Annotated in this window: 16 protein-coding genes and 1 pseudogene; 4 read left to right on the top strand and 13 right to left on the bottom strand. The window is 70.2% G+C overall.

The window, feature by feature from the left end; genetic code table 11:
- Positions 1-37: 37 nt before the first annotated feature.
- The 4 genes from ACWD6R_RS14450 to proS all read right to left on the bottom strand — a co-directional run bounded on the left by ACWD6R_RS14450 (position 38) and on the right by proS (position 3,117).
- Entirely contained in the window at positions 38-277 is a 240-nt protein-coding gene (locus tag ACWD6R_RS14450) for an RNA-binding protein (protein WP_005311361.1), read from the bottom strand.
- A gap of 2 nt (positions 278-279) precedes the next feature.
- A complete protein-coding gene (gene rpsP / locus ACWD6R_RS14445) occupies positions 280-723 on the bottom strand; it encodes a 30S ribosomal protein S16 (protein WP_266748924.1) in 444 nt (147 codons plus the stop codon).
- A gap of 157 nt (positions 724-880) precedes the next feature.
- On the bottom strand, positions 881-1,474 hold the full coding sequence (locus ACWD6R_RS14440) for a hypothetical protein (protein WP_451818973.1): 594 nt from the start codon (positions 1,472-1,474) through the stop codon (positions 881-883).
- 227 nt (positions 1,475-1,701) lie between these two features.
- Complete coding sequence (gene proS / locus ACWD6R_RS14435) at positions 1,702-3,117, bottom strand: proline--tRNA ligase (protein ID WP_451818972.1); 1,416 nt, start codon at positions 3,115-3,117, stop codon at positions 1,702-1,704.
- 227 nt (positions 3,118-3,344) lie between these two features.
- Here proS and ACWD6R_RS14430 point away from each other — a divergent pair, with 227 nt between their 5' ends.
- Entirely contained in the window at positions 3,345-4,214 is an 870-nt protein-coding gene (locus ACWD6R_RS14430; RefSeq protein WP_451818971.1) for a methyltransferase domain-containing protein, read from the top strand.
- A gap of 27 nt (positions 4,215-4,241) precedes the next feature.
- On the opposite strand, the gene ftsH is transcribed toward ACWD6R_RS14430, so the two are convergent.
- The 6 genes from ftsH to nsdA form a co-directional block, all read right to left on the bottom strand.
- Positions 4,242-6,155, bottom strand: coding sequence for an ATP-dependent zinc metalloprotease FtsH (gene ftsH / locus ACWD6R_RS14425; RefSeq protein ID WP_451818970.1), 1,914 nt, complete (start codon positions 6,153-6,155; stop codon positions 4,242-4,244).
- A gap of 191 nt (positions 6,156-6,346) precedes the next feature.
- Positions 6,347-7,900: a signal recognition particle protein gene (gene ffh / locus ACWD6R_RS14420; RefSeq protein WP_451818969.1), complete on the bottom strand. Its 1,554-nt coding sequence runs from the start codon at positions 7,898-7,900 to the stop codon at positions 6,347-6,349.
- A gap of 133 nt (positions 7,901-8,033) precedes the next feature.
- On the bottom strand, positions 8,034-10,487 hold the full coding sequence (locus ACWD6R_RS14415) for a [protein-PII] uridylyltransferase (RefSeq protein ID WP_451818968.1): 2,454 nt from the start codon (positions 10,485-10,487) through the stop codon (positions 8,034-8,036).
- A gap of 31 nt (positions 10,488-10,518) precedes the next feature.
- Positions 10,519-10,857 (bottom strand): P-II family nitrogen regulator, encoded by a 339-nt coding sequence (locus tag ACWD6R_RS14410; protein WP_037689863.1) that lies wholly within the window; start codon positions 10,855-10,857, stop codon positions 10,519-10,521.
- Positions 10,854-12,209 carry an ammonium transporter gene (locus ACWD6R_RS14405; protein WP_451818967.1) on the bottom strand — a complete coding sequence of 452 codons (1,356 nt, stop codon included), beginning with the start codon at positions 12,207-12,209 and terminating at the stop codon, positions 10,854-10,856. Before ACWD6R_RS14405 ends, ACWD6R_RS14410 begins: the two co-directional genes overlap by 4 nt.
- A 369-nt stretch (positions 12,210-12,578) precedes the next feature.
- Positions 12,579-14,054 (bottom strand): transcriptional repressor NsdA, encoded by a 1,476-nt coding sequence (gene nsdA, locus ACWD6R_RS14400; RefSeq protein WP_451818966.1) that lies wholly within the window; start codon positions 14,052-14,054, stop codon positions 12,579-12,581.
- 424 nt (positions 14,055-14,478) lie between these two features.
- On the opposite strand from nsdA, the gene ACWD6R_RS14395 reads away from it, so the two are divergent.
- Positions 14,479-15,126, top strand: a complete 648-nt coding sequence (locus ACWD6R_RS14395; RefSeq protein WP_451818965.1) for a bifunctional DNA primase/polymerase — start codon at positions 14,479-14,481, stop codon at positions 15,124-15,126.
- A gap of 174 nt (positions 15,127-15,300) precedes the next feature.
- Here the strand turns inward: ACWD6R_RS14395 and ftsY are convergent, their stop codons facing one another.
- Positions 15,301-16,512 (bottom strand): signal recognition particle-docking protein FtsY, encoded by a 1,212-nt coding sequence (ftsY, locus tag ACWD6R_RS14390; RefSeq protein ID WP_451818964.1) that lies wholly within the window; start codon positions 16,510-16,512, stop codon positions 15,301-15,303.
- 183 nt (positions 16,513-16,695) lie between these two features.
- Between ftsY and ACWD6R_RS14385 the strand changes: the two are divergent.
- Positions 16,696-17,278: pseudogene (locus ACWD6R_RS14385) on the top strand (cytosine permease); the annotation flags it as partial.
- A 58-nt stretch (positions 17,279-17,336) separates the two neighbouring features.
- Positions 17,337-18,296: an LLM class flavin-dependent oxidoreductase gene (locus tag ACWD6R_RS14380; RefSeq protein WP_451818963.1), complete on the top strand. Its 960-nt coding sequence runs from the start codon at positions 17,337-17,339 to the stop codon at positions 18,294-18,296.
- A 79-nt stretch (positions 18,297-18,375) separates the two neighbouring features.
- Here the strand turns inward: ACWD6R_RS14380 and ACWD6R_RS14375 are convergent, their stop codons facing one another.
- On the bottom strand, positions 18,376-19,794 hold the full coding sequence (locus ACWD6R_RS14375; protein ID WP_451818962.1) for a sugar porter family MFS transporter: 1,419 nt from the start codon (positions 19,792-19,794) through the stop codon (positions 18,376-18,378).
- Between the two features lie 206 nt (positions 19,795-20,000).
- Positions 20,001-23,855: an AAA family ATPase gene (locus tag ACWD6R_RS14370; RefSeq protein ID WP_451818961.1), complete on the bottom strand. Its 3,855-nt coding sequence runs from the start codon at positions 23,853-23,855 to the stop codon at positions 20,001-20,003.
- Positions 23,856-24,083: the final 228 nt, after the last annotated feature.

Here is a 24,083-nt window from a genome sequence, read left to right as displayed (position 1 = left end):
CATGGCCCTCCCCGGCCCGTGCCGGTGTTCAACTCTGTCAGCGAACCTGGTCCACGTCGACGAGGTCGACGCGGATGCCACGGCCGCCGATGGCGCCCACGACGGTTCGCAGTGCGCGTGCGGTGCGGCCGTTGCGGCCGATCACCTTGCCGAGGTCATCGGGGTGAACCCGGACCTCCAGCACACGACCACGGCGCAGGTTGCGCGAGGCGACCTGCACATCGTCGGGGTTGTCGACGATGCCCTTCACGAGGTGCTCGAGAGCCTCCTCGAGCATGCTCAGGCCTCGGTCGACTCGGTCGACGCGGCAGCGTCAGCAGCCTCGTCAGCCTTCTTGTCGGACTTCTTTGCCTTCTGCGTGATGGCCTCGCCCTTGGACTCCTCGCCGGTGTCCTTGGCCAGGGCCTCGAACAGGGCGCGCTTGTCAGCCTTGGGCTCCGGCTGCAGCAGCGGCGCGGGGGCCGGGAGACCCTTGTGGGCCTGCCAGTCACCGGTGAGCTTCAGGATCGCGAGAACCGGCTCGGTCGGCTGGGCGCCGACAGACAGCCAGTACTGCGCACGCTCCGAGTTGACCTCGATGCGCGAGGGGTTCTGCACCGGGTGGTACAGGCCGATCTCCTCGATGGCCCGGCCGTCACGGCGGGTACGGGAGTCGGCGACGACGATGCGGTAGTGAGGCGAACGGATCTTGCCCAGACGCTTCAGCTTGATCTTGACTGCCACGGAAGTGGTGTCTCCTGGTCTATGACGTGGTTGGGCACAACGAAGATGCCACGTGGGGTTGCGGTACTCGGGTGCCCGATGGACGCGTCAGCCGGAGGAGAGAGGGGTCCTGTGCGACTGTCGAGTACAGCTTGCCATTGTGCCACACCACATCGGGTCACCCCACCGCGACCGCCGCTTCCGGGATACGGAACGGCTTCCCGCAGCCACCGCAGACGATCGGCGCCTGGGCGAGGACCGAGGGAACGACCCGGACGTTGCGTCCGCAGTCGCAGACGGCCTTGACCCGCACACCTCCACCGGAGGAGCCGTGCCGGGCGGCGGGCCCGCGGAAGGAGCGCTTGGTGTCGGCGGCGGTGGCGACCGTGTGCGCCTTGAGGGCGCGCTGCAGCCGCTCGACCGTCGGGCGGTACCTGCGCTTCGCCTCGGGATTGAGCGTGACCAGCGAGAAGCCACTGCTGGGGTGGGGCTCCTCGGCATGGTCGAGGCCCAGCTCCTCGGCGATCGCGAGGAATCTGCGGTTGTGGTAGCGGCCGGCGCGGGAGGTGTCGCGGACACCTCGTGCGGCGGCGATTCCATGGACTGCCTCATGTAGCAGTCGCTCGAAGGAGAGCTCGGCGCCACAGGCGGACGAGGACTCTCCGATCAGGGACTCTGGCGCGGCTAGATCGGGCAGCTCGGGGTGGTACCGCTGAATGTCGGCCCACGCCTGTGCCAGCTCTGCGGCAAGTACAGGTGGTGTCGTGCTCACGTCGTGACAACGAGCGCGAGTGCCCCGGTGTTCCTATTCCGGGGCATCCCAAATAATTTGCACGTACCAGTCAGTTGCCGTTGATGCGCCCTGACGAGGGCGGGTGCGCAGATTTGTGGAGAACTCTCACAGCTCACACCAAGGTGGTACGTAGTGCCGGGTACGCCCCGGTGCGTAGACAATGCCTCCGCGCCGGGGTTCCGACGGCTCCGGGAGCGCCCGGGGCGTCAGTAGGCGCGGGCCACGACGGCGACAGTACCCGGGGCGTCGTCCGACTCCGGCACCGACCCGTCCTCGGCCACCAGACACCGTACCGACGCCCCGTGCTCCGCGAGCCGGGCCTCCCCCGCCGGGCCGAGGACGTCCCACGCGATACGCGCCCAGCCGCCCGCGGCCGCCGCCTCCGCGGCCTCGTCGACGGTGGACACCTCGCTGGTGCGGGACTCGCGGCGGGCCCGGGACTCGCGCAGCAGCGTCGCCTGGTCCTCCTCCAGGACCGCCGGGAGCAGGGCCGGCAGTGCCTCGATCGCGACCGGCTCCTTCCCGCCGGGGATGCGGCGGGCCAGCATCGCGGTGCCGTTCTCCAGGTCGCGCGGACCGATCTCGATCCGTACGGGCACACCCTTCAGCTCCCAGTCGACCGCGCGGCGGCCGAACGGGGTGTCGGTGCGGTCGTCGATCTGGACCCCGATCCCGGCCTCCCGCAGCCGGTCGCCGATCTCGCGGACCGCGGTCAGCACTGCGTCGTCCTCCTTGATCGCGAGGACGACCGCCTGCACGGCGGCGAGCCGCGGCGGGACGCGGAGCCCCCGGTCGTCACCGTGGGACATGATCAGGCCGCCGACCATCCGGGTCGAGGAGCCCCAGGAGGTCTGCCAGACCAGCTCCTGCCTGCCCTCCCGGGACAGGTACTCGGTGTGGAACGCCTTGGCGAAATTGGTGCCGAGCTCATGGCTCGTACCCATCTGCAGGGCTTTGCCGTCGCCCATCATCGATTCGAGCGTGAGGGTGTTGATGGCGCCCGCGAACCGTTCGCTCGGGGGCTTGCGGCCGAGCACCACATCGATGCCGAGGACCTGGGTCATGAAGTCCGCATAGACGTGCCGGTGGATGTACGCGGCGTAGTCGCGGGCGTCCTCGTAGGTCGCGTGGGCCGTGTGGCCCTCCTGCCAGAGGAATTCGGTCGTACGGAGAAAGACCCGCGGGCGCATCTCCCAGCGGACGACGTTCGCCCACTGGTTGATCAGCAGGGGCAGATCCCGGTAGCTCTGCACCCATTTCGAGAAGTACTCATTGATGATCGTTTCGGACGTCGGCCGCACCACCACGGGCTCTTCGAGGTCCTTCCCGCCACCGTGGGTGACGATGGCCAGCTCGGGTGCGAAGCCCTCGACGTGCTCGGCCTCGCGTGTCAGGTAAGACTGGGGGATGAAGAGCGGGAAGTAGGCGTTCTGGGCGCCCGCGTGCTTGATGCGGGTATCCATCTCCTGCTGCATCCGCTCCCACAGGCTGTATCCGTACGGTCGGATGACCATGGTGCCGCGCACCGGGCCGTTGTCCGCGAGTTCGGCCTTGTTGATCAGATCCTGGTACCAGCGGGGAAAGTCCTCGGCCTGGGGTGTGAGAACGGGTGCCTTTGCCATGGCGCGCATCGTACGGCGACATCGCCTTTCCCACGGAGTGACGGGACCGGTCACGGCCGACTGTCTGCGGGGGCGCACCACCGAGGCGCACAACCATTGCCCTCCGCCCTCTGGACGCGGCCGCGAATGCGCAGTTCTCTGACATACGGGGGGTGCGGGCACGCACACACGGGGGGCCGTCCATCACTCGGGAACGACCTACCTCTCGGCGGATTGGGGCGCTTTCCATGACACCAACGCTCGTCCGGCACCACGGGCAGACGGATCCGTCCGCCCCGGTGGACCCCGGAACCCGTGCTCGTGACTGGGCCGAGATCCAGGAGCGGATGCTCGCGCCGTTGTACGAAGCGGTGTACGACCGGCTCGAAGTCGGAGCCGGTACGCGGATACTCGCCCTCGGCTGCGGCTCCGGGCTCGCGCTGCTGATCGCGGCCGCCCGCGGGGCGCGCGTCACCGGCGTCGACACCGACCGTGAACGCGTTGACCTGGCCCGCGAACGGCTGCTGCCAGAAGCGGCGTGGGACGGCGGTCCCGATCCGGCCCCGGCCGGGCTGCCCCAGCTCTTCGCCGGTGATCCGTCCGCCGTCGCACCGGCCGACGGTGTCCCGTACAACCTGCTCACCGTCTTCACCCCGATCGGCTGCTCGGCGGGCGACTCCGAAGGGCTGCTGCCCGCCCTGGGGTCCGCCGTGGCGCTGCTCGCCCGGGGCAGCTCGGTGGTGCTGACCGGCTGGGGTCCCCCCGAGCGGTGCGCGACCGCGGCGGTGCTCCGGGTGGCGGCCCGGCTCACCGACGGGGCGCGGGCGCCCCGCGCGGGCGGCTGGCGCCCGGCACGCAGGGACGATCTGGAGGACGTGGCGTTCCGGGCCGGACTGAATCCGAACGGCTCGGGGCGGGTGGCGTGCCCGTTCGGCTACGCGGACGTGGACAGTGCGGTACGCGGGCTGCTGTCGACGCGGCTGTTCGATGCAGCGGTGCGGGCGACGGACCGCTCCCAGGTGGAGAAGGAGGTCGCGGAGGCACTGCACCCGCACCGGCGCCAGGACGGCACGGTGTGGATGCCGAATGTCTTCCGCTATCTCGTCTGCACCTCCTGAAGCAGGTGCGAACGCGATGGGGCGGTCCTACTTGGCCAGGCGCGGGATGCCGGCCGCCCGGTAGGCCGCCTCCTCGTCCAGCGTCTCGTTCTGCAGCAGCGCCGACGCCAGCGCGTCCAGCTTCTCCCGGTGCTCGCGCAGCAGCCGCTGCGCCTCGATGTAGCACTCGTCGACGATGCGCCGCATCTCGTCGTCCACGGCGTCCAGCGTGGCCGGCGCCGCCGAGAGTCCGTACGCGTGCTGGACGTCTCCGGGGATCGCCGTCAGCCTGCCGACCTTGCTGCTCATCCCCCAGCGTCCGACCATTCCGCGCGCCAGACCGGTGACCTGTTCCAGGTCGCTCTCCGAGCCCGTGGTGACCACTCCGTAGACCAGCTGTTCCGCGGCCATGCCGCCGAGGGCGCCAACGATACGGCCGCGCAGATACTGCTCGGTGTACGCGTACTTGTCGGCGTCCGGCGTCGAGAGAGTGACGCCGAGGGCCCGGCCGCGCGGCACGATGGTCACCTTGCGCACGGGGTCGGCGCCCGGCTGGACCATGCCGAGCAGAGCGTGGCCGCTCTCGTGGTACGCGGTCCTGCGCCGCTCCTCCACCGGCATGACGAGCGGTCGTTCGGCTCCGAGCTGGACCTTCTCCAGGGCGTCCGACAGGTCGGTCTGGCTGACCTCGGACTGCTTGCGCTTGACGGCAAGTAGCGCGGCTTCGTTGGCGAGGTTGGCGAGGTCGGCACCGGTCATGCCGGGGGTCGTCCGCGCCACCTGGGCGAGACTCACGTCGTCGGAGAGCGGGATCTGCCGGGTGTGGATCTTCAGGATGGCCTCCCGGCCGCTCCGGTCGGGCGGGCTCACCTGGACGATCCGGTCGAAGCGGCCGGGCCGGGTGAGGGCAGGGTCGAGGACGTCGGCGCGGTTGGTCGCGGCGAGGACGACGACGCCTTCCGATCCGGAGAAGCCGTCCATCTCGGTGAGGATCTGGTTCAGCGTCTGTTCGCGCTCGTCATGGCCGCCCATGCCGGAGCCACCGCCGCGGGCCCGGCCGATCGTGTCGATCTCGTCGATGAAGACGATGGCGGGGGCGACCTTGCGGGCCTCGGCGAACAGTTCCCGTACCCGGCCGGCGCCGACGCCGACGATCATCTCGATGAACTCGGAGGCGGAGGCGGAGAAGAACGGCACGCCCGCCTCGCCGGCGACGGCCCGCGCCAGGAGTGTCTTGCCGGTGCCGGGCGGACCCGCGAGCAGCACTCCCCCGGGCATCCGGGCGCCCATCCTCCGGTACTGCTGCGGGTTCTTCAGGAAGTCGACGACGTCGTTGAGTTCGCCCTCGACCTCGTCGATGCCGGCCACATCCTCGAAGGTGGTGCGCTTGCCCGCCTCCAGTTCGACCGGTTTGGGCGGGGCCTTGCGGCCGAAGCCGCCCATCCCGCCGCCCATGCCCCGGGACATCCGCCGGGCGATGAACACCCAGAGCAGGACGAGCACCAGCATCGGCGCCAGCGAGATCAGCAGGTTGGCGAGGAAACTGCGTTCCTTGACGACCGGCTCGGCGGTGACGGTGACGTCGTCCTTGACCAGCTCGGCCCAGAGGTTGTCGTCGGCGAACGCGGGCCGCTGGGTGACGAATTTCGTGTACGTGGTGCCGGTGCCGGGGATCTTCGCCTCCTTCCTGAGCTGCCCCTGGATGGAATCGCCCTTGGAGTAGATCTTGGAGACGTTGCCCGCCGTGACCTGCTTGCTGAACTCCGTGTACGCGATGGTCGGCTCGTTCCTGCCGTTGAAGAAGGACAGCACCAGGTTGGCGATCAGATAGACGGCCAGCGCGGTCAGCAGCAGTCGGCCCCAGCCGCCCGGCATCTTCCGGCCCTGCGGCGTGGGCGGTGGGGCACCTTCGGAGCGCCACGGCTGGTCGGTCCGATCGCGTGGCGGTACGGGATTGGTCACGCGCGCTCCTCTGCCGACAGCCGTTGAGCCGACATTAAAGGAGAAATACGATCAAAGCCCTCGGAGGAGCTGTCCACTGGGCCCGTGGAGGGACGCCGACGCGGTACGGGCGCGCAGCCGGGTGGCACGAGTGAGGGGCACCCGCCCACGGCGGATGCCCCTCACCTGTGTGCCCCTGGGGGCATCGGGTGTCAGCCCGTGAACTTCTTGAACGCGTCGGGAAGCTCGAAGTTCTGGTCCTCCTGCGCCGCCGGAAGACCGAACGCGCCACCCTGCGCCGCCGCCTCCTCACGACGGGCGGCCGCGGCCTGCTCCTCGGCCTTCCGCTTCATCGGGTTGCCGCTCTTGCGCTTGCCCTTGGCCTGCTTGACCTGCTTCTTCTGCCGGCCCGCACCGCCACCCATGCCGGGCATCCCCGGCATACCCGGCATGCCGCCGCCCTGCGCCATCTTCGACATCATCTTGCGCGCCTCGAAGAACCGCTCCACCAGATTCTTCACGGCGGACACCTCGACACCGGAGCCCTTGGCGATACGGGCCCGGCGCGAGCCGTTGATGACCGTCGGTTCCTGGCGCTCGTGCGGCGTCATCGACTTGATGATCGCGGCGGTACGGTCCACGTCGCGCTCGTCGATGTTGTTGATCTGGTCCTTGATCTGCCCCATGCCGGGCAGCATGCCGAGCAGCTTGGAGATGGAGCCCATCTTCCTGACCTGCTCCATCTGGGCCAGGAAGTCGTCGAGCGTGAAGTCCTTGCCCTGGCTGGACGCCAGCTTGGAGGCCATTTTGGCGGCCTCTTCCTGGCTGAAGGTCTTCTCCGCCTGCTCGATCAGGGTGAGCAGGTCACCCATGTCGAGGATGCGGGACGCCATGCGGTCGGGGTGGAAGGCGTCGAAGTCCTCGAGCTTCTCACCGTTCGACGCGAACATGACCTGCTTGCCCGTGACATGGGCGATCGACAGGGCGGCACCACCGCGGGCGTCACCGTCGAGCTTGGAGAGCACCACGCCGTCGAAGCCGACACCGTCGCGGAAGGCCTCGGCGGTGTTGACCGCGTCCTGGCCGATCATCGCGTCGACGACGAAGAGGATCTCGTCGGGGCTGACGGCGTCGCGGATGTCCGCGGCCTGCTGCATCAGCTCCTGGTCGATACCGAGACGGCCCGCGGTGTCGACGATCACCACGTCGAACTGCTTGGAGCGGGCGTGCTCGATGGAGTTCTTGGCGACCTGGACCGGGTCGCCGACGCCGTTGCCCGGCTGCGGGGCGTAGACCGCCACACCGGCGCGGTCGGCGACGACGCTCAGCTGGTTGACGGCGTTGGGGCGCTGGAGGTCACAGGCGACGAGCAGCGGGGAGTGGCCCTGGCCCTTGAGCCAGAGGCCGAGCTTTCCGGCGAGGGTGGTCTTACCGGCACCCTGCAGACCCGCGAGCATGATCACGGTGGGCGGGTTCTTGGCGAACCGCAGCCGCCGGGTCTCGCCACCGAGGATGCCGACAAGCTCCTCGTTGACGATCTTGACGACCTGCTGGGCGGGGTTCAGCGCCTGGGAGACCTCGACGCCGCGCGCCCGCTCCTTGACGTTGGCGATGAAAGCGCGCACGACGGGCAGCGCGACATCGGCCTCGAGCAGGGCGATACGGATCTCGCGGGCCGTGGCGTCGATGTCCGCCTCGGACAAGCGGCCCTTGCCCCTGAGGTTCTTGAAAGTCGCGCTAAGGCGGTCGGAGAGAGTATCGAACACGGCGCTCGTCGGTCCTCAGGGTCGGGGTCGGGTACAGGTCAGTCGTCCCCAAGGGTATCCGGACGCCGGGAAACGCAAAGCCCTCGCCCGGTTCTCGTGACGGACGAGGGCCCTTCCACGTAGCGCGCGGGAGTCAGCCCAGGGCCCGCTCGACCTCTCGGGCCAGCTCTGTTGCGCGTGCGTCGGACAGCGGCTCCCCGTCCGTCCCTGTGACGTAGAAGGCATCCACCGCGTTGGCGCCGAGCGTCGACACGTGGGCGCTGCGCACCCGTACCGCGCTCTGTTCCAGCGCCCGCCCGATCCGGTGCAGCAGCCCGGGAGCGTCCTGGGCGCGTACCTCGATCACGGTCGCCAGCCGTGAGCCCGCCGCCGCGACCGTCACCCGCGGTGGTGGTGCCTTCACCCCGCGGCGCCGCGGGTAGGCGGCTTCGCGTTCGGCGAGGCGGGCCGGGATGTCGAGGGAACCGTCCAGGGCGCGTACGAGATCGGCGCGGAGCCGGGCTGCCTGCGGCAGGGAGCCGTACTCCGCCGCCACCCGCCAGCTGAGCAGCAGCATGTCGGCGCACTCGCCGAGCTCGGTGGGGAGTTCGACGGCGCGCAGGTCGGCCGCGCGGACGGTCAGACGGTGCAGGGCGAGGACTCCGGCGGCGGCGGGCAGGACGCCCGGGCGGTCAGGGAGGGCGATGAGGAGTTCGACACCGATGGGCTCCGGTTCGCCGTCCTCGTCCGGGGTCTCGGCCTGGGCGTGCAGGGCGAGGACGGGTTCGCCGGTGCGCAGCGCCTCGATGGCCAGCCGTTCCTGTTCGGCGCTGGGTGCGACGGGTTCCGGATCGGCGGTTGCCTCGCCGGCGAGGACCGCGGCGACACGTTTGACGAGGTCGGCGACGAGGGAGGCGCGCCAGGTGGACCAGGCGGCGGGCCCGGTGGCGAGCGCGTCGGCCTCGGTGAGGGCGTGCAGGAGTTCCAGCGTGGACGCGCTGCCGACGGCGGTGGCGACGGAGCGGACGGTGGCCGGGTCGTCGAGGTCGCGGCGGGTGGCGGTCTCGACGAGCAGCAGATGATGGCGTACGAGGGTGGCGATGACGCCCACGTCGCGCTGGTCGAAGCCGATCCGGGCGGCGACGTCGCGGGCGATGACCTCCCCGGCGACGGAGTGGTCGCCGGGCCAGCCCTTGCCGATGTCGTGGAGCAGGGCGGCGACGAGCAGGAGGTCGGGGCGGCCGACGCGGCGGGTGAGCGAGGAGGCGCGGACGGCCGCTTCGACGAGGTGACGGTCGACGGTCCAGGTGTGAACGGGGTTGCGCTGCGGGCGGCAGTGGACGCGTTCCCAGTCGGGCAGCAGCCGGGTGATCAGCCCTTCCGCTTCGAGGGCCTCCCAGACGGGGATGGTGGCCTCGCCCGCGCCGAGCAGGGTGACGAGTTCCTCACGGGCCTCGGCGGGCCAGGGCACGGGCAGCGGGCGGGCGGCGGCGGCGAGGCGGCGCACGATGTGGCGGGAGATCGGCAGTTCGGACTGGGCGGCCGCGGCGGCGGCGCGCAGGACGAGCACGGCGTCGCGTTCGGGGCGGGCGGTGCGGGCGAGGACGACCTCGCCGTCGGCCTCGACGACGCCTTCGGCGAGTGGGGTGCGTTCGGTGACGGCGGTCTTGCCGCCGCCCAGCATGGCGCGCAGCCGGGGGCGTACGGACCGGGCGCGCAGGACGCGGTTGACCTCGCGCCAGGTGACGTCGGTGGCGTACGAGACGGTGCGCGCGGCCTCGTACACCTGGCGCAGCAGTGCGTCGGCGTCGAGGAGGCCGAGGGCGGTGGCGACCTGGTCCTGTTCCTGGAGGGCGAGGCGGTCGGTGGCGCGGCCCGTGGTCAGGTGCAGGGCGTCGCGGGCGTCGAGGAGGATGCGGCGGGCCTCGGCGAGGCCTTCGCGGGGGGCATCGGCGACCCAGGAGGCGGCAACCGCGCGCAAGGCGGTGGCGTCTCGCAGGCCGCCGCGGGCCTCTTTCAGGTCGGGTTCGAGGAGGAACTGGAGCTCGCCCTGGCGCTCGGCGCGTTCGCGGCAGAGTTCGTCGAGGGCGGGAAGCCGTTTGGGAGCCTGGCTCCGCCAGTCCGCGAGGATCGTGGTGCGCATCGCGGCAACCAGGCCGAGGTCTCCGGCGACGGCCCGGGCGTCGAGCAGTCCGAGCTGCACCTTGAGGTCGTCGGCGGCCGTCTTCCGGGCTTCGCCGGGGGTCCGTACGGAGTGGTCGAGGGCGAGGCCGAGGTCCCAGACGGGGTACCAGATGCGGTCGGCGAGGGAGGCGATGGCTCCGGTGTCGGCGCTGCCGTCGTGCAGGAGCACGAGGTCGAGGTCGCTGCGCGGGGAGAGTTCGCCGCGGCCGTAGCCGCCGACGGCGACGAGGGCGGCGCCGCGGACGCCGGTCTGTTCGGTGGCGGTGGCGAACAGGGCGGTCAGCCAGTCGTCGGTGAGTGAGGCGAGGGCCGCACGGCGCGGCGGCCCGGACTGCACCTTCTCCTGGAGAAGGCGCAGCCGGGCCGCCGCGTAGCCGCTGGGTCCCGAGTCTTCGGATTCGGTGGTCACTTCGGTGCTCGTCACCCAGCTGCCTTTCAGTTTGCGAGGCCGTCGGTCAGAGTGCGTCCGGGCCGCGTTCGCCGGTGCGGACCCGTACGGCTGTCTCGACGGGAACGCTCCAGACCTTGCCGTCTCCGATCTTGCCGGTTCGGGCGGCCTTGACCACGACATCGATGAGCTGTTCGGCGTCCTCGTCCTCGACGAGGACCTCGATACGGATCTTGGGGACGAGGTCGACGGTGTACTCGGCGCCCCGGTAGACCTCGGTGTGGCCGCGCTGGCGCCCGTATCCGCTGGCCTCCGTGACCGTGAGGCCCTGGATGCCGAAGGCCTGGAGGGCCTCCTTGATCTCGTCTAGCCGGTGCGGCTTCACGACTGCCGTGATGAGCTTCATGCGTCCACCTTCTTGGTCTGCGCTGCTGCCGTGGTCTCCGATGCCGGCGTGGAGGCCGTACGCGGGGCCGCACCGCCGCCGGCGCCGCTGAAGTCGTACGCGGTCTCGGCGTGTTCGACCTGGTCGATGCCGGAGATTTCGTCGTCCTCGTCGACCCGCATGCCGATCGTCTTGTCGAGGAGGAAGGCGAGGACCGCGGAGACGACCAGAGAGTACGCGAGGACCGCGAAGACTCCGACGGCCTGCTTGCCGAGCTGGTCGAGGCCACCGCCGTAGAAGAGGCCCTTGGCGTCGGACTGGACACCGCCGGTGGCGAAGAAGCCGATGAGGAGCGAGCCCGCGACACCGCCGACGAGGTGGACGCCGACGACGTCCAGGGAGTCGTCGTACCCGAACTTGTACTTGAGGCCGACCGCCATGGCGCAGAGGACACCGGCGATCGCACCGACGGCGATGGCGCCGAGCGGGCTGACCGCACCGCCGGACGGGGTGATGGCGACGAGTCCGGCGACCGCGCCGGAGGCGGCGCCGAGGGTGGTGAAGGAGCCGTGGCGGATCTTCTCGTAGCCGAGCCAGGCGAGCATCGCGGCGGCGGTGGCGACCTGCGTGTTGACGAACATGACCGCGCCGACGCCGTCGTCGTTGCCGAGCCACGAGCCGGCGTTGAAGCCGAACCAGCCGAACCACAGCAGACCGGCGCCGAGCATGACGAGCGGCAGGCTGTGCGGCCGCATCGGGTCCTTCTTGAAGCCGACGCGCTTGCCGATGACGAGGATCACGCCGAGGGCTGCCGCACCGGCGTTGATGTGGACGGCCGTACCACCGGCGAAGTCGATGACGCCGAGCTCGAAGAGCCAGCCGCCGGCGCCCCAGACCCAGTGCGCGACCGGGAAGTAGACGACGGTCACCCACAGGGTGATGAACAGGGACCAGGAGGTGAACTTGACGCGGTCGGCGAGAGCGCCGCTGATCAGGGCCGGGGTGATGATGGCGAACATCAGCTGGAAGACGGCGAACACATAGATCGGGATGGTGTAGCCGTCCCAGAGCTGTGTGATGCCGATCCCGCTCAGGCCGGCGAAGTCCGAGCTCCAGCCGATGAACGAGCCGATGTCGGTGCCGAAGGCGAGGCTGAATCCGTAGAGCACCCACAGGATCGTCACGATCCCCAGGCTGATGAAGCTCATCATCAGCATGTTGAGGGTGCTCTTGACGCGGACCATGCCTCCGTAGAAGAAGGCCAGGGCCGGGGTCATGATCATCACCAGGGCCGAGCAGATGAGCATGAACCCTGTGTTGGCGGCAGACAGCGTCGGGGCGTCTGCGGCAAGCGTCGTGATGCCTGGGGGCATCGGCGTCTCCTCGTCGTCGGTGCGGCCGCGTGGGGCGAAACCTGCGGGACCACGTGCGGGACCACTGTGGAAAAGGTGCGGGCCGGTTATGCGCCATGAGATTCGCCCAGCGCGGTTTCCGCCGATGCCGCACGGTGTTTCGCCGCAGTGACGAAGAGGTGTGGCGTGTTACGTCCCCATGAACCGCGAGTGGCGTATCCGGGGCCGGGCCTACCCTGCGGCCGCGGCCGCATACGGTGCGGTGACAACTCTGGAGTACGGGAACGGGAACGCGAACCGGCCACGCCGATCACCCGCTGACCTGGCAAGGGGGAGCCGAAGTCGGTCTGTGCAGGGTGGTCGTCGTGGCCGGAGTGAGGGGGCGCCCGGTCAGACCGCTTCGGCGGTCTCGGGCAGCTGCTCGGTGAGGAGATCGGTGAGTTCGGCAACCGCGGGAATGTCGCCGAAGTCCCTGGCAGCGGTGTCGACTGTCTTGCGCAGCCGGGTGTTGACGCGCTCGGAGCGGACCTTCTTGGCGACCCGCAGGGCCCGCTCGGCGAGCACCGTGGACTGTTCGGGTTCGCGCTTGAGGAGATGCACGGTGGCAAGGCCGACCAGGTTCAGCGCGTACGACCGCTGATGCTCGTCGTCCTCACCGAAGGCCTCGACGGCTTTCTTCATGATCGGCTCGGCGAGCGAGGCGTACGTGGGGCTGCGGCCGGCCACATAGGCGAGGTCACGGTACGAGTGGGAGTTCTCGCCGTAGAGTTCGGCCTTGGAGAAGAAGCGGATCCAGTCGGGCTCCGGCTCGCCTTCGATCCCGGCGTCGAGGAAGGTGTCCTCGGCCATTCGGACGGCTCGCTTGCACTTGCTGGGCTGGCCCATGTTGGCGTACGCGCGGGCCTCCATCGCATACAGCATGGCCTGGGTGCGCGGGGTGGCGCAGTCCCGGCTGCCGTACTGGGCGAGATGGATGAGTTCGAGGGCGTCGTCGGGCCGTCCGAGGTGGATCATCTGGCGGCTCATGCTGGACAGGACGTAACTGCCCAGCGGTTTGTCGCCGGCCTCCTTCGCGGCGTGCAGCGCGAGGACGAAGTACTTCTGGGCCGTGGGCTGGAGACCGACGTCGTAACTCATCCAGCCCGCCAGTTCGGCGAGTTCGGCCGCACACCGGAAGAGCCGCTTGGCGGTGGCCGCGGGCTGCGGTTCCTGCAACAGGTCGGTGACCTCGTGAAGCTGGCCCACGACGGCCTTGCGGCGCAGTCCGCCGCCGCACTGCGCGTCCCACCGGCGGAACATCACGGTGGTCGATTCCAGCAGGTCGAGCTCGGGGCCGGAGAGCCGGGAGGGGCGCCGGGCGGCGGCCGGCGACTCGGGCTCCGCGGGTGCCGCGGCGGCGACCGGCACCAGCCAGCGCTGCATGGGTTCGATGAGGGCCGGGCCCGCGGCGAGGACGAGCGAGGTGCCGAGGAAGCCGCGGCGGGCGAGCATCAGGTCACTGCGGGAGAACTCGCTGAGCAGGGCGACGGCCTGCGGGCCCGCCCAGGGCAGGTCGACTCCGGACACCGACGGTGACTGATGGGCGGAGCGCAGCCCGATGTCCTCGACGGCGACGACGGTGCCGAAGCGCTCGGAGAAGAGCTCGGAAAGGATGCGCGGGATCGGTTCGCGCGGCTGCTCGCCGTCGAGCCAGCGCCGCACCCGGGAGGTGTCGGTGCTGATGTGGTGGGCGCCCATCTGGCGCGCCCTGCGGTTCACCTGCCGCGCCAGCTCGCCCTTCGACCAGCCGCTGCGCACGAACCATGACCCCAATTGCCCGTTCGGGCGCTTACGGGCATTCGCATCGCCTGCGCCGCTGCCACTCACTGGAACGCCCCCTTCCCACTGAATACTGTCGCGCGAACCACTATCAAAATGCCGTGAGCCGAAGCCGTCCGTACGGAGGTTGCGCACCATCGAACAGGAAAACGGGTTGCCTCCGGCATACCCACAGGCGCACATACTTCCACGGTTCGTGTACCGACGGTAACTCTGCGATCACCGCCCCCGCGAGGGCATTCACAGAAACGCCACCATTCGCCACCCCTTCGGATGAACGCGCCTGCCGTCCGGCGCGATTCACTTGACAGACGACGATCAGCAGCCGACGCAGTGATGCGCGCAGGGGCGCGCGGCTCGTGTCGCACGACCCCGGACGCCATCCGGGCGCTGCCGGATCGACGGGGCGACGGAGTGTCACCACAGTACTCCGCGTCGTAACCACCGGCGAGCCGGACCCGTTGGAGGGGGCATGGGCTTCACGATCGGCGGCATCCGGGAGATGCGATCCGGCTCACGGCGTCGAGGCCGCGCGGCCGAGTGCACCGCGGTGGCCGAGTACACAGGACTGTGGGGCTGGGCCGTCGCGCCGGGGGCGCGGGCCGCGGCCGGGAGGTGCTCCTGCGGGGACACCACCTGCCTCTCCCCCGGCGCTCATCCGCTGGAGTTCGCCGAGGAGGTGCCGGCGGGCGCCACACTGGACACGGCGGCACGCGCATGGGCGGAGGCGCCAGGCGCTTCGATGCTGCTGCCGGTGGGGCGCACGTTCGACGTGCTCGACGTCGCCGAACAGGCCGGGCGGCGGGCGCTGGTGCGGCTGGAGCGGATGGGGCTGCCGCTGGGCCCGGTGGCCGTGACGCCGTCCGGGAGGGCGCAGTTCTTCGTTGCGCCGGGCGCCGCCGCCGAACTTCCGCAGCTGCTGTACCGGATGGGCTGGGACGACGCTGATCTGGATCTGCGGGCACTGGGGCACGGCTGCCACATCACCGCACCGCCGTCGGACGAGGGCGGTCTCGGGCCGGTCCGCTGGCTGCGTCCGCCGGTCCTGGACACGGCGGCCACGCCTCCGCAGGCGCGGCTGCTGCTGGGCACCCTGGCGTACATCTGCCATCGCTCGTAGTGCCCCTCCCGGCAAGCTTCGCACCGCCCAGCACGCCCGCTCGCCGCATTGGACGACACTCCTCATGGGGCAGACACTGCCGGTCACGGCACTGGCGGCGGGAACGACGACGCCGGGCGGGCTCGCTGTCGAGCCCGCCCGGCGTTCGGGGGCGGAGGAGCCGCAATCGGCCCGTCAGTCGCCGATCAGTGCGTCGACGAACGCCTCCGGCTCGAACGGAGCCAGGTCGTCCGGTCCCTCACCGAGACCCACGAGCTTCACCGGTACGCCCAGTTCACGCTGGACGGCGATGACGATGCCGCCCTTGGCGGTGCCGTCCAACTTGGTGAGAACGATGCCGGTGATGTCGACGACCTCGGCGAACACCCGTGCCTGAACCAGGCCGTTCTGCCCGGTCGTGGCGTCGAGGACGAGCAGGATCTCGTCGAGCGGGCCGTGCTTCTCGACGACGCGCTTGACCTTGCCGAGCTCGTCCATGAGCCCGGTCTTGGTGTGCAGTCGGCCGGCGGTGTCGATGAGGACGACATCGGCGCCCTCGGCGATGCCTTCCTTCACCGCCTCGAAGGCGACCGACGCCGGGTCGCCGCCCTCGGGTCCGCGCACGGTGCGGGCGCCGACGCGCTCGCCCCAGGTCTGGAGCTGTTCGGTGGCGGCGGCACGGAAGGTGTCGGCCGCGCCGAGCACGACGCTGCGGCCGTCGGCGACGAGGACCCGGGCCAGCTTGCCCGTGGTGGTGGTCTTGCCGGTGCCGTTGACGCCGACGACCATCACGACGCCGGGCGTGTCGACACCACTCTCCGTCTTGACCGCACGGTCGAAGTCGGTGCCGAGCAGCGCCAGGAGCTCCTCGCGCAGCAGGCCGCGCAGCCCCTCGGGGGTACGGGTACCGAGGACGCGGACGCGCTCGCGGAGCCGCTCCACCAGCTCCTGAGTGGGGGCGACGCCGACATCGGCGGTGAGGAGGGTGTCCTCGATCTCCTCCCAGGTGTCCTCGTCGAGGTTGTCGCGGGACAGAAGCGTGAGCAGTCCCTTGCCGAGGGTGCTCTGCGAGCGGGCGAGCCGGGCGCGCAGCCGTACGAGACGGCCCGCGGTGGGCTCCGGGATCTCCAGCGCGGGAACTGCGGGCGCCGCCGGCTCGGCGACTGCCGGGGCTTCCTCGGCGGGAGCCTCGGCGCCGGGGGGACCGGCCTCCTCGATGGTGCGGCGCGGTTCCTCGCGCGGTGTCTCGGCTTCCTCGCCGACATGGGGTTCGGCGGGAGTGAGGGTCGGCGTGCTCGACGGTGCCGGGGGCAGCTGCTTCTTCTTGCGGCCGCTGACCACGAGCCCGCTGATCAGGCCGGCCACGACCAGGGCGGCGATGACTACAGCAAGGATGACGAATTCCATAACCCACCCAGTATCAGTCACATGCCCGCCAGGTGGCGGCCCCGGAGGACCACTCCGGGATCCGGCAGGTCGTTATGGCCCTTTTGGCGGTAAAGGTACGATCCCGCCCGCGGAGACCCGCGGCCTGGACCCCGTCCCCGACAGCGAGCGCACCGGCCGGGTCCGCACCCTCTTCCCCACCTGGTCGCCTTCATCGGCACCTTGCTGCCGGACTGGATCTCGGTGCCGTATCCGCTGACTCCCGTGGTCGGAATGGTGCTGATCAATGCGATGTCGATGCATTCGGCCGGTTTCACCGCACAGACACCGGGATTCGCGTTTTCCTCGCACCTGGGCGGTCGGCGTGAATGCCGCGATCAGCCTCCTTCTGGGGAGTCTGCTGATGATGGTGGCAACGAGTTTCCTGGATTCGTCCATCTCCTTTCCGACCTTGCCCGCCGTGACGTTCTCGGCGGGGATCGGCGTATTCGGAGTGGATCAGCCGCGGGGACGTACGTACGATGCCGCGGCGCTGCTGGACACCAGTCCCGCAGGCGCCTACTGGTACACCAGCGGCTTCGCCGTGCCCGCTGTCGCGGCGTGGGGTGCGGGGCTGACGGCGGGGGCTGCTGTTCACGGGCGTGACGTGGTTCTCCGGCCCGCTCGCCGCCACCTGGATCGGACGGGGCGGTCTGGGCCGGGCGGCCACGATCGCCGTCTCCGGGGGCTGTACGCACTGCTGCCGCGGCCCACCGGGCGCAAGGACGACACACCCCTACACTTCTGACTCCGCGTCAGCTACTGTCGCGCCTCGCCAAGCCCGCCCGGCGAAGGGGACACGCGTCATGGCCTTCACAGTGGTCCGGTTCAATCTCGTCGATCCCGATGCCACCCCCGCGTCCCTGTCGGACCGCTACCGTGCGGCGCTCGAGATGGCCGCGTACGCAGACGCGCACGGCGTGGACACCGTGCAGACCGAGGAGCACCACGGCGCCGCCGATTCCTGGCTGCCCTCCCCCTTCGTCTTCGCCGGGTCGGTCTTCGGCGCCACCCGCCGGATCGCGGTCACGGTCTCGGCGGTCATCGGGCCGTTGCACGATCCGCTGCGGCTGGCCGAGGACATCGCGGTCCTCGACCTGCTGAGCGCGGGCCGGCTGGTCACGGTCGCGGGCATCGGCTACCGGCCCGAGGAGTACGAACAGGCGGGTGTCGAATGGGGCAGGCGCGGCCGGCTCCAGGACGAGCTGCTGGAGGCCCTGTTGCAGGCGTGGACCGGTGAGCCGTTCCCGTACCGCGGCCGTACCGTCCGGGTCACCCCGCGCCCGTACACCCAGCCGCATCCGCTGCTGCTGGTCGGTGGCAGCTCGCGGGCGGCGGCGCGGCGGGCGGCCCGGCTGGGGCTGCCGTTCTTCCCGAGCGCGCATCTGCCGGAACTTGAGGCGTACTACCACGAGCGGCGCGCGGAGCACGGGACGGAGGGCTCCTGCATGATGCCGGCGGCGAAGACGCCGTTGCTGCATGTGTCGGAGGATCCGGAGCGGACGTGGGACCGGTACGGCGAGCACTTCCTGCACGAGGCGCGGACCTACGCCTCCTGGCAGTCGAAGGACATCCGGTCGGCCGTGCGCTCGGCGGCCACGACGGTGGCGGAGCTGCGGGACGAAGGGGTCTACCGGATCGTCACCCCGGAGCAGCTGGCCGCGCTGGATGCCGACAGCCTGGTGCTGCATCCGCTGTGCGGCGGAATGCCGGTCGAGGAGGGGTGGCGCAGCCTGCGGCTGTTCTGTGAGGCGATCGCCGGCTGACGTACGCAGGGACGGACGCGCGTCCCCGGCCCGCGGGCACGGGCCGGGGACCCCTGGCCGAGGAGAGGGGCAGCGGGGATTAGCCCATCTCCTCCAACGCCTTGCCCTTGGTCTCCTTCACGAACTTGAGCACGAAGGGGATCGAGAGCACGGCGAAGCATGCGTAGATGATGTAGGTGCCCGACAGGTTCCAGTCGGCCAGGCTCGGGAAGCTCGCGGTGATCGCCCAGTTGGCGATCCACTGAGCGGACGCGGCGACACCGAGCGCGGCGGCCCGGATCTTGTTCGGGAACATCTCGCCGAGGAAGACCCAGACCACCACACCCCATGACAGGGCGAAGAAGAGCACGAAGACGTGGGCCGCGATGAGGGCGACGACACCGTGGGTGGTGGGGAGTTTGCCGTTGACCAGATCGGCGGAGAAGGCCCAGGCCTCACAGGCCAGTGCGATCGCCATGCCGGTGGAGCCGGCGAGCGCGAGCGGTTTGCGGCCCACTCGGTCGACGAGGACCATCGCGATCACCGTACCGATGATGTTGACGATCGATGTGGTGAACGACCAGAAGAACGAGGTGGTCGGGTCGATACCGACGGACTGCCACAGCGTCGCCGAGTAGTAGAACGCCACGTTGATGCCGACGAGTTGCTGGAACACCGAGAGACCGATACCGACCCAGACGATCGGCAGGAAGCCGAAGCGGCTGCCGAGCAGGTCCTTGAAGGTGGACTTGTGCTCGCGGTGCATGGCTGTCTGGATCTCGGCCACGCGGGCGTCGAGGTCGACTTCCTTGCCCTCGACCTCGGAGAGGATCTCCTTGGCCCGCTCGTTCTTGCCGACGGAGATCAGATAGCGCGGCGACTCGGGGATAGCGAACGACAGCAGGCCGTAGAGGAGCGCCGGAACGACCATGACGCCGAGCATCCACTGCCAGGCTTCGAGGCCGCCGATCGTTCCGCGCTGCTTGCCGTCGGCGAGTTGCAGGATGCCGAAGTTCACCAACTGCGAGATGGCGATGCCAATGACGATCGCGGCCTGCTGGAAGGAGCCGAGCCGGCCACGGTAGGCGGCGGGCGAGACCTCGGCGATATAGGCCGGGCCGATGACCGAGGCCATGCCGATGGCGAAGCCGCCGATGATCCGCCAGAAGGCCAGGTCCCAGAGGGCGAACGGGAGCGCGGAGCCGATGGCGCTGATGGTGAAGAGCACCGAGGCGATCCGCATGCAGCGGATGCGGCCGATCCGGTCGGCGATACGGCCCGCAGTGGCGGCGCCGATGGCGCAGCCGATCAGGGCGATGGCGATCACCTGGGCCAGCGTTCCGGAGCCGATGTCGTAGCGGTCCCGGATCGCCTCGACGGCGCCGTTGATCACGGCGCTGTCGTAGCCGAAGAGGAAGCCGCCCATCGCAGCGGCTGCCGTAATGAAGATGACGTGGCCGAGGTGTTCCGGATGGGCCGCGCGGGCTCCGGATCCCGGTGGCTGCGATGTGCTGGTCACATGAACTCCTGGTGCCTGGCCGCGTCGTCAGGCGTGGGGGGAACTCTTCCAAGTGGCGCATAACTTCACAGGCGCCACCACTTGAAGTTAAAAACGACGCTTCAGAGACTATGCGTTCAAGTTTCGAAGTCAATGTTGCATGTGAGCCGACATCTATCCAGAACCACCCAAAAGGTGTGTTGAAGACTTGAAGATTTAGTAAAGCCTCAGCGGAGCCGCTGACTGATGACCTTGGAGACCCCGTCACCCTGCATCGAGACGCCGTACAGCGCGTCCGCGACCTCCATCGTCCGCTTCTGATGCGTGATCACGATGAGCTGCGAGCTCTCCTGGAGCTCCTCCATGATCCGGATCAGCCGCTGCAGATTGGTGTCGTCGAGCGCCGCCTCGACCTCGTCCATCACATAGAACGGACTCGGCCGGGCCTTGAAGATCGAGACCAGCAGCGCCACAGCTGTCAGAGACCTCTCGCCGCCCGAGAGCAGGGAGAGCCGCTTGACCTTCTTGCCCGGCGGGCGCGCCTCGACATCGACCCCGGTCGCCAGCATGTTGTCCGGATCAGTGAGGATGAGCCGCCCCTCACCGCCCGGGAAGAGCCGTGAGAAGACGCCCTCGAACTCACGGGCCGTGTCCCGGTACGCCTCCGTGAACACCTGCTCGACCCGCTCGTCGACCTCCTTGATGACCTGCATCAGATCGGCCCGGGTCTTCTTCAGGTCTTCGAGCTGCTCGGAGAGGAACTTGTGCCGCTCCTCCAGTGCCGAGAACTCCTCAAGGGCGAGCGGATTCACCTTCCCGAGTTGCTGATACGCCCGTTCGGCGGATTTCAGCCGCTTCTCCTGCTCCGCCCTGACGAACGGCTTCGGCTGGTTGCGCGGGTGCTCCGGGTCCTCCGGCAGCTCCTCGCCCTCCGCGGCCGGCGACGGAGGCACCAGCTGGTCGGGGCCGTACTCGGCGGCCAGCCCGGCCGGCTCCACGCCCAGTTCCTCAAGGGCCTTCGCCTCCAGCTGCTCTATCCTCAGCCGCTTCTCGGCGCCGAGCACCTCACCACGGTGGACGGAGTCGGTCAGCTTGTCCAGCTCGCCCTTGAGCTCACGTCCGTGGCCACGCTCGACGATCAGTTCCTGCTCGCGCTCCGCCTTCGCCGCCTCGGCGGCGACCCGCTCCTGCCCGGCCCGTTCGACGGACACCTCGACATGGGCGAGGAGCTGACGGGCACCGGAGGCAACGGCCGAGGCCACCGCAGCCTCGTGACGCAGCCGGGCGCGACGCTGCTCGGCACGGGCACGGGCCTCGCGTTCGGCGCGGGCACCGCGGTCGAGGGAGTCCGCACGCCCGGCAAGTCCCTTGACCCGTTCCTCGTGGGTACGGACCTGGAGTCGGGCCTCTATCTCGGTCTGGCGGGCATTGGCACCGTCGGCGGCGAGCCGGTCGCGCACGGAGTTGTCCGGCTCTTCCTCGACCGGCATCTCCTCTGCGACGAGCAGCCGTTCGGCCAGCTCCTCGGCCTCCTCGGTCGCCCGCTCCAGGGCGTCCTGGGCACGGGCGGCGGAGGCGGCCGACCGCTCGGCCTCGCCCGCGGCTCCGCGGGCCTGCCCGGCGAGCCGGCCGAGCTGCTGGGCCACCCCCGACTTCTCCCGCTCGGCGGCCCTGCGCCGCTCCCCCAGCTCCTCGACGAGAGCGGCGCAGGCACTGCGTCGCTCCCCCGCGAGCCGCTGGGCCTCGGCCAGTTCGGTGCACCGGACAGCGAGATCCGCCAGGTCGGCGGCGGCCTCGTCGACGGAGGCCTGCACTTCGAGCAGGCTGGGCGCCCCGGCGGAACCGCCGTGCGCGAAGTGCGCCCCGAGGACGTCTCCTTCACCGGTCACGGCGGTCAGCTCGGGATGCGCGGCAACAAGATCCTCGGCGTCCTCCAGGGTGGGGACGACGACCATGCCACGCACGAGCCGGCGCACGGCAGCCATCAGCTCAGCGGGTCCGCGGACAAGATCGGCGACTGCGGTCGGGGTGTCCGGGGCAGCGGCGCGGAGCACGTGCCCGGGTGCCTCGGGGCGGCCGGCGGGGCCGCGGGACGGGACGTCGGGGGCCGGACCCGGCACGGGTACGTGGCCGGCGTGGTGGCCGGGCGCGTGCGCCGCACCGGTGTGGGCCGCCCGGTCCTGCCCGGCAGCCTGCCCCGGTACGTGCCCCGCACCGGACTCGGCGGTCCGGCCCGTGACGTCCCCGGCCGCGGCGGGCGCCGAACCCTGCCCGGGTACCTGCTGCGTCGCGGCCCCGCCCTGGACGGGCACCTGCCCCGTATCAGCCTCCGGCCCCGCACCCGCATCCGCGGTCGCACCCCCCAACAGCAACGCCGCCCGCCCCGCGTCCTGCTTGCGCAGCAGCCGGATGGCGCTCGCTGCCGTAGCCGGGTCCGTCACCGCCACCGCGTCCGCCGCCGCGCCCAGTGCCGCCGCGACCGCGACCTCGTGGCCCGGGGCCACCGTCAGCAGTTCCGCGGCCGGGCCGAGCAGGCCCGACAGTCTGTCGCGCGAGGCGAGCAGCGCGCCCGTGCCGTCCTTGCGGCGCAGGCCCAGGGCCAGGGCGTCGTGCCGGGCCGCGACCGCCGCCCGCTTCCGTTCCGCGCCGGTGGCGGCCTCCCGGGCGGCGGAGAGGGCCGACTCCGCCTCGACCAGCGCCCGCTTGGCGGCGTCGTGGCGCTCGCCCAGCTCCGCGTCACCCGCGTCCAGCCCCTCCACCTCGGCCTTGAGCTGCTCGTACTCCTCCTGCGCCCTGACCGCCCGCTCCTGCGCCTCGTCACGCGAGGCGGCCAGCCGGTCGATCTCCGCCTGCGCCGAACCGGCCCGGCTGCGCGCCGCGTTGACCTGCCCGGTCAGCCGGGCGAGCCCTTCGCGCCGGTCGGCGATGGCGCGGGCCGCGTCCTTCAGCCTGCGTTCCTCGGCCGCCAACTCCCGTTCCAGCTCGGCCCGGTGGGCAGCGGTGTCCTCCAGCGCGTGTTCCGCCGCCGTCAGCGCGGCCTCCAGCTCCGCCTCCTGCTCCCGGATCCGGGCGGCCTCGCGCTCCATGCTTTCAGGGTCTCTGAATCCCGTACCGCGCCGCTCCTCCTCGGGCGCGGCGGTGGCGCTCTTCACCCGGGCGTCGGCCAACGAGATCGTGCCGCGTACCCGCTCGCGAAGCTGCGACAGCTCGTACCAGGTCTGCTGGGCCCGCTGCAGGCGCGGCGCCAGCCGTCGTACCTCGTCCTCCAGCTCCGCCTCACGCGTCAGGGCCGCCTTCAGCTCCGCCTCCGCCGCCTCCCGACGCTGCTTCAGCGCCGCTTCGTCGGCGATCTCGCTGCGCAGCGCGTCGTGCAGCCGTACCAGGTCGTCGGCGAGCAGCCGCAGCCTCGCGTCGCGCAGATCGGCCTGGATGACGGCGGCCCGCCGGGCGACGGCCGCCTGCCGGCCCAACGGCTTCAACTGCCGCCGCAGTTCGTCCGTGAGGTCCTGGACACGGGCCAGATTGGCTCCCATCGCGTCCAGCTTCCGCAGCGCCTTCTCTTTCCGCTTGCGGTGCTTGAGCACACCAGCGGCTTCTTCGATGAATGCGCGGCGCCCCATCGGATCGGCATGGAGTACGGAGTCCAGCTGGCCCTGTCCGACGATGACGTGCATCTCCCGGCCGATACCGGAGTCGGAGAGAAGTTCCTGGATGTCGAGGAGTCGGCACGTGTCGCCATTGATCTGGTATTCGCTGCCGCCGTTGCGGAACATGATCCGCGTGATTGTCACTTCGGCGTACTCGATAGGCAGCGCACCGTCGGAATTGTCAATGGTCAGCGACACCTCGGCGCGTCCGAGCGGCGGCCGCCCGGTGGTGCCGGCGAAGATCACGTCCTCCATCTTGCCGCCGCGCAGGGATTTGGCTCCCTGCTCACCCATGACCCAGGAGAGCGCGTCCACCACATTGGATTTGCCGGAACCGTTGGGGCCGACGACGCAGGTGATCCCGGGTTCGAACCGCAGGGTCGTGGCGGAGGCGAACGACTTGAAACCACGCAGGGTCAGGGCCTTGAGATGCACGCCGCCGGACTCTACCTTTCGCTCTCGGTTTCGCTGATGAAGGTGCAGGGCACATCAGACGGTAAGGGTAGGGGTGTACGTCCGGGGCGGGTCTGTCGCAGTCGGGGAAAAGAAAGAAGGGACGCCGAAGCGCCCCTTGCAAATCTTGCACAGTGCTGCGTGACGGATCAAAGAACGCGGCGGATCAAGAAGGCGACAGATCACAGTGATGATCTTCAATGATCCGGT

The organism is Streptomyces sp. NPDC005151 (assembly GCF_053599875.1).
This window is presented reverse-complemented; position numbering and strand designations above follow the sequence as displayed.

Coding starts and splice junctions, on each gene's coding strand:
- ftsY (WP_451818964.1), bottom strand. CDS start 16,512: ATGGAATTCGTCATCCTTGCTGTAGTCATCGCCGCCCTGGTCGTGGCC.
- proS (WP_451818972.1), bottom strand. CDS start 3,117: ATGGCAAAGGCACCCGTTCTCACACCCCAGGCCGAGGACTTTCCCCGC.
- ACWD6R_RS14395 (WP_451818965.1), top strand. CDS start 14,479: ATGGGCTTCACGATCGGCGGCATCCGGGAGATGCGATCCGGCTCACGG.
- ACWD6R_RS14430 (WP_451818971.1), top strand. CDS start 3,345: ATGACACCAACGCTCGTCCGGCACCACGGGCAGACGGATCCGTCCGCC.
- ACWD6R_RS14410 (WP_037689863.1), bottom strand. CDS start 10,857: ATGAAGCTCATCACGGCAGTCGTGAAGCCGCACCGGCTAGACGAGATC.
- ACWD6R_RS14405 (WP_451818967.1), bottom strand. CDS start 12,209: ATGCCCCCAGGCATCACGACGCTTGCCGCAGACGCCCCGACGCTGTCT.
- ACWD6R_RS14380 (WP_451818963.1), top strand. CDS start 17,337: ATGGCCTTCACAGTGGTCCGGTTCAATCTCGTCGATCCCGATGCCACC.
- ACWD6R_RS14450 (WP_005311361.1), bottom strand. CDS start 277: ATGCTCGAGGAGGCTCTCGAGCACCTCGTGAAGGGCATCGTCGACAAC.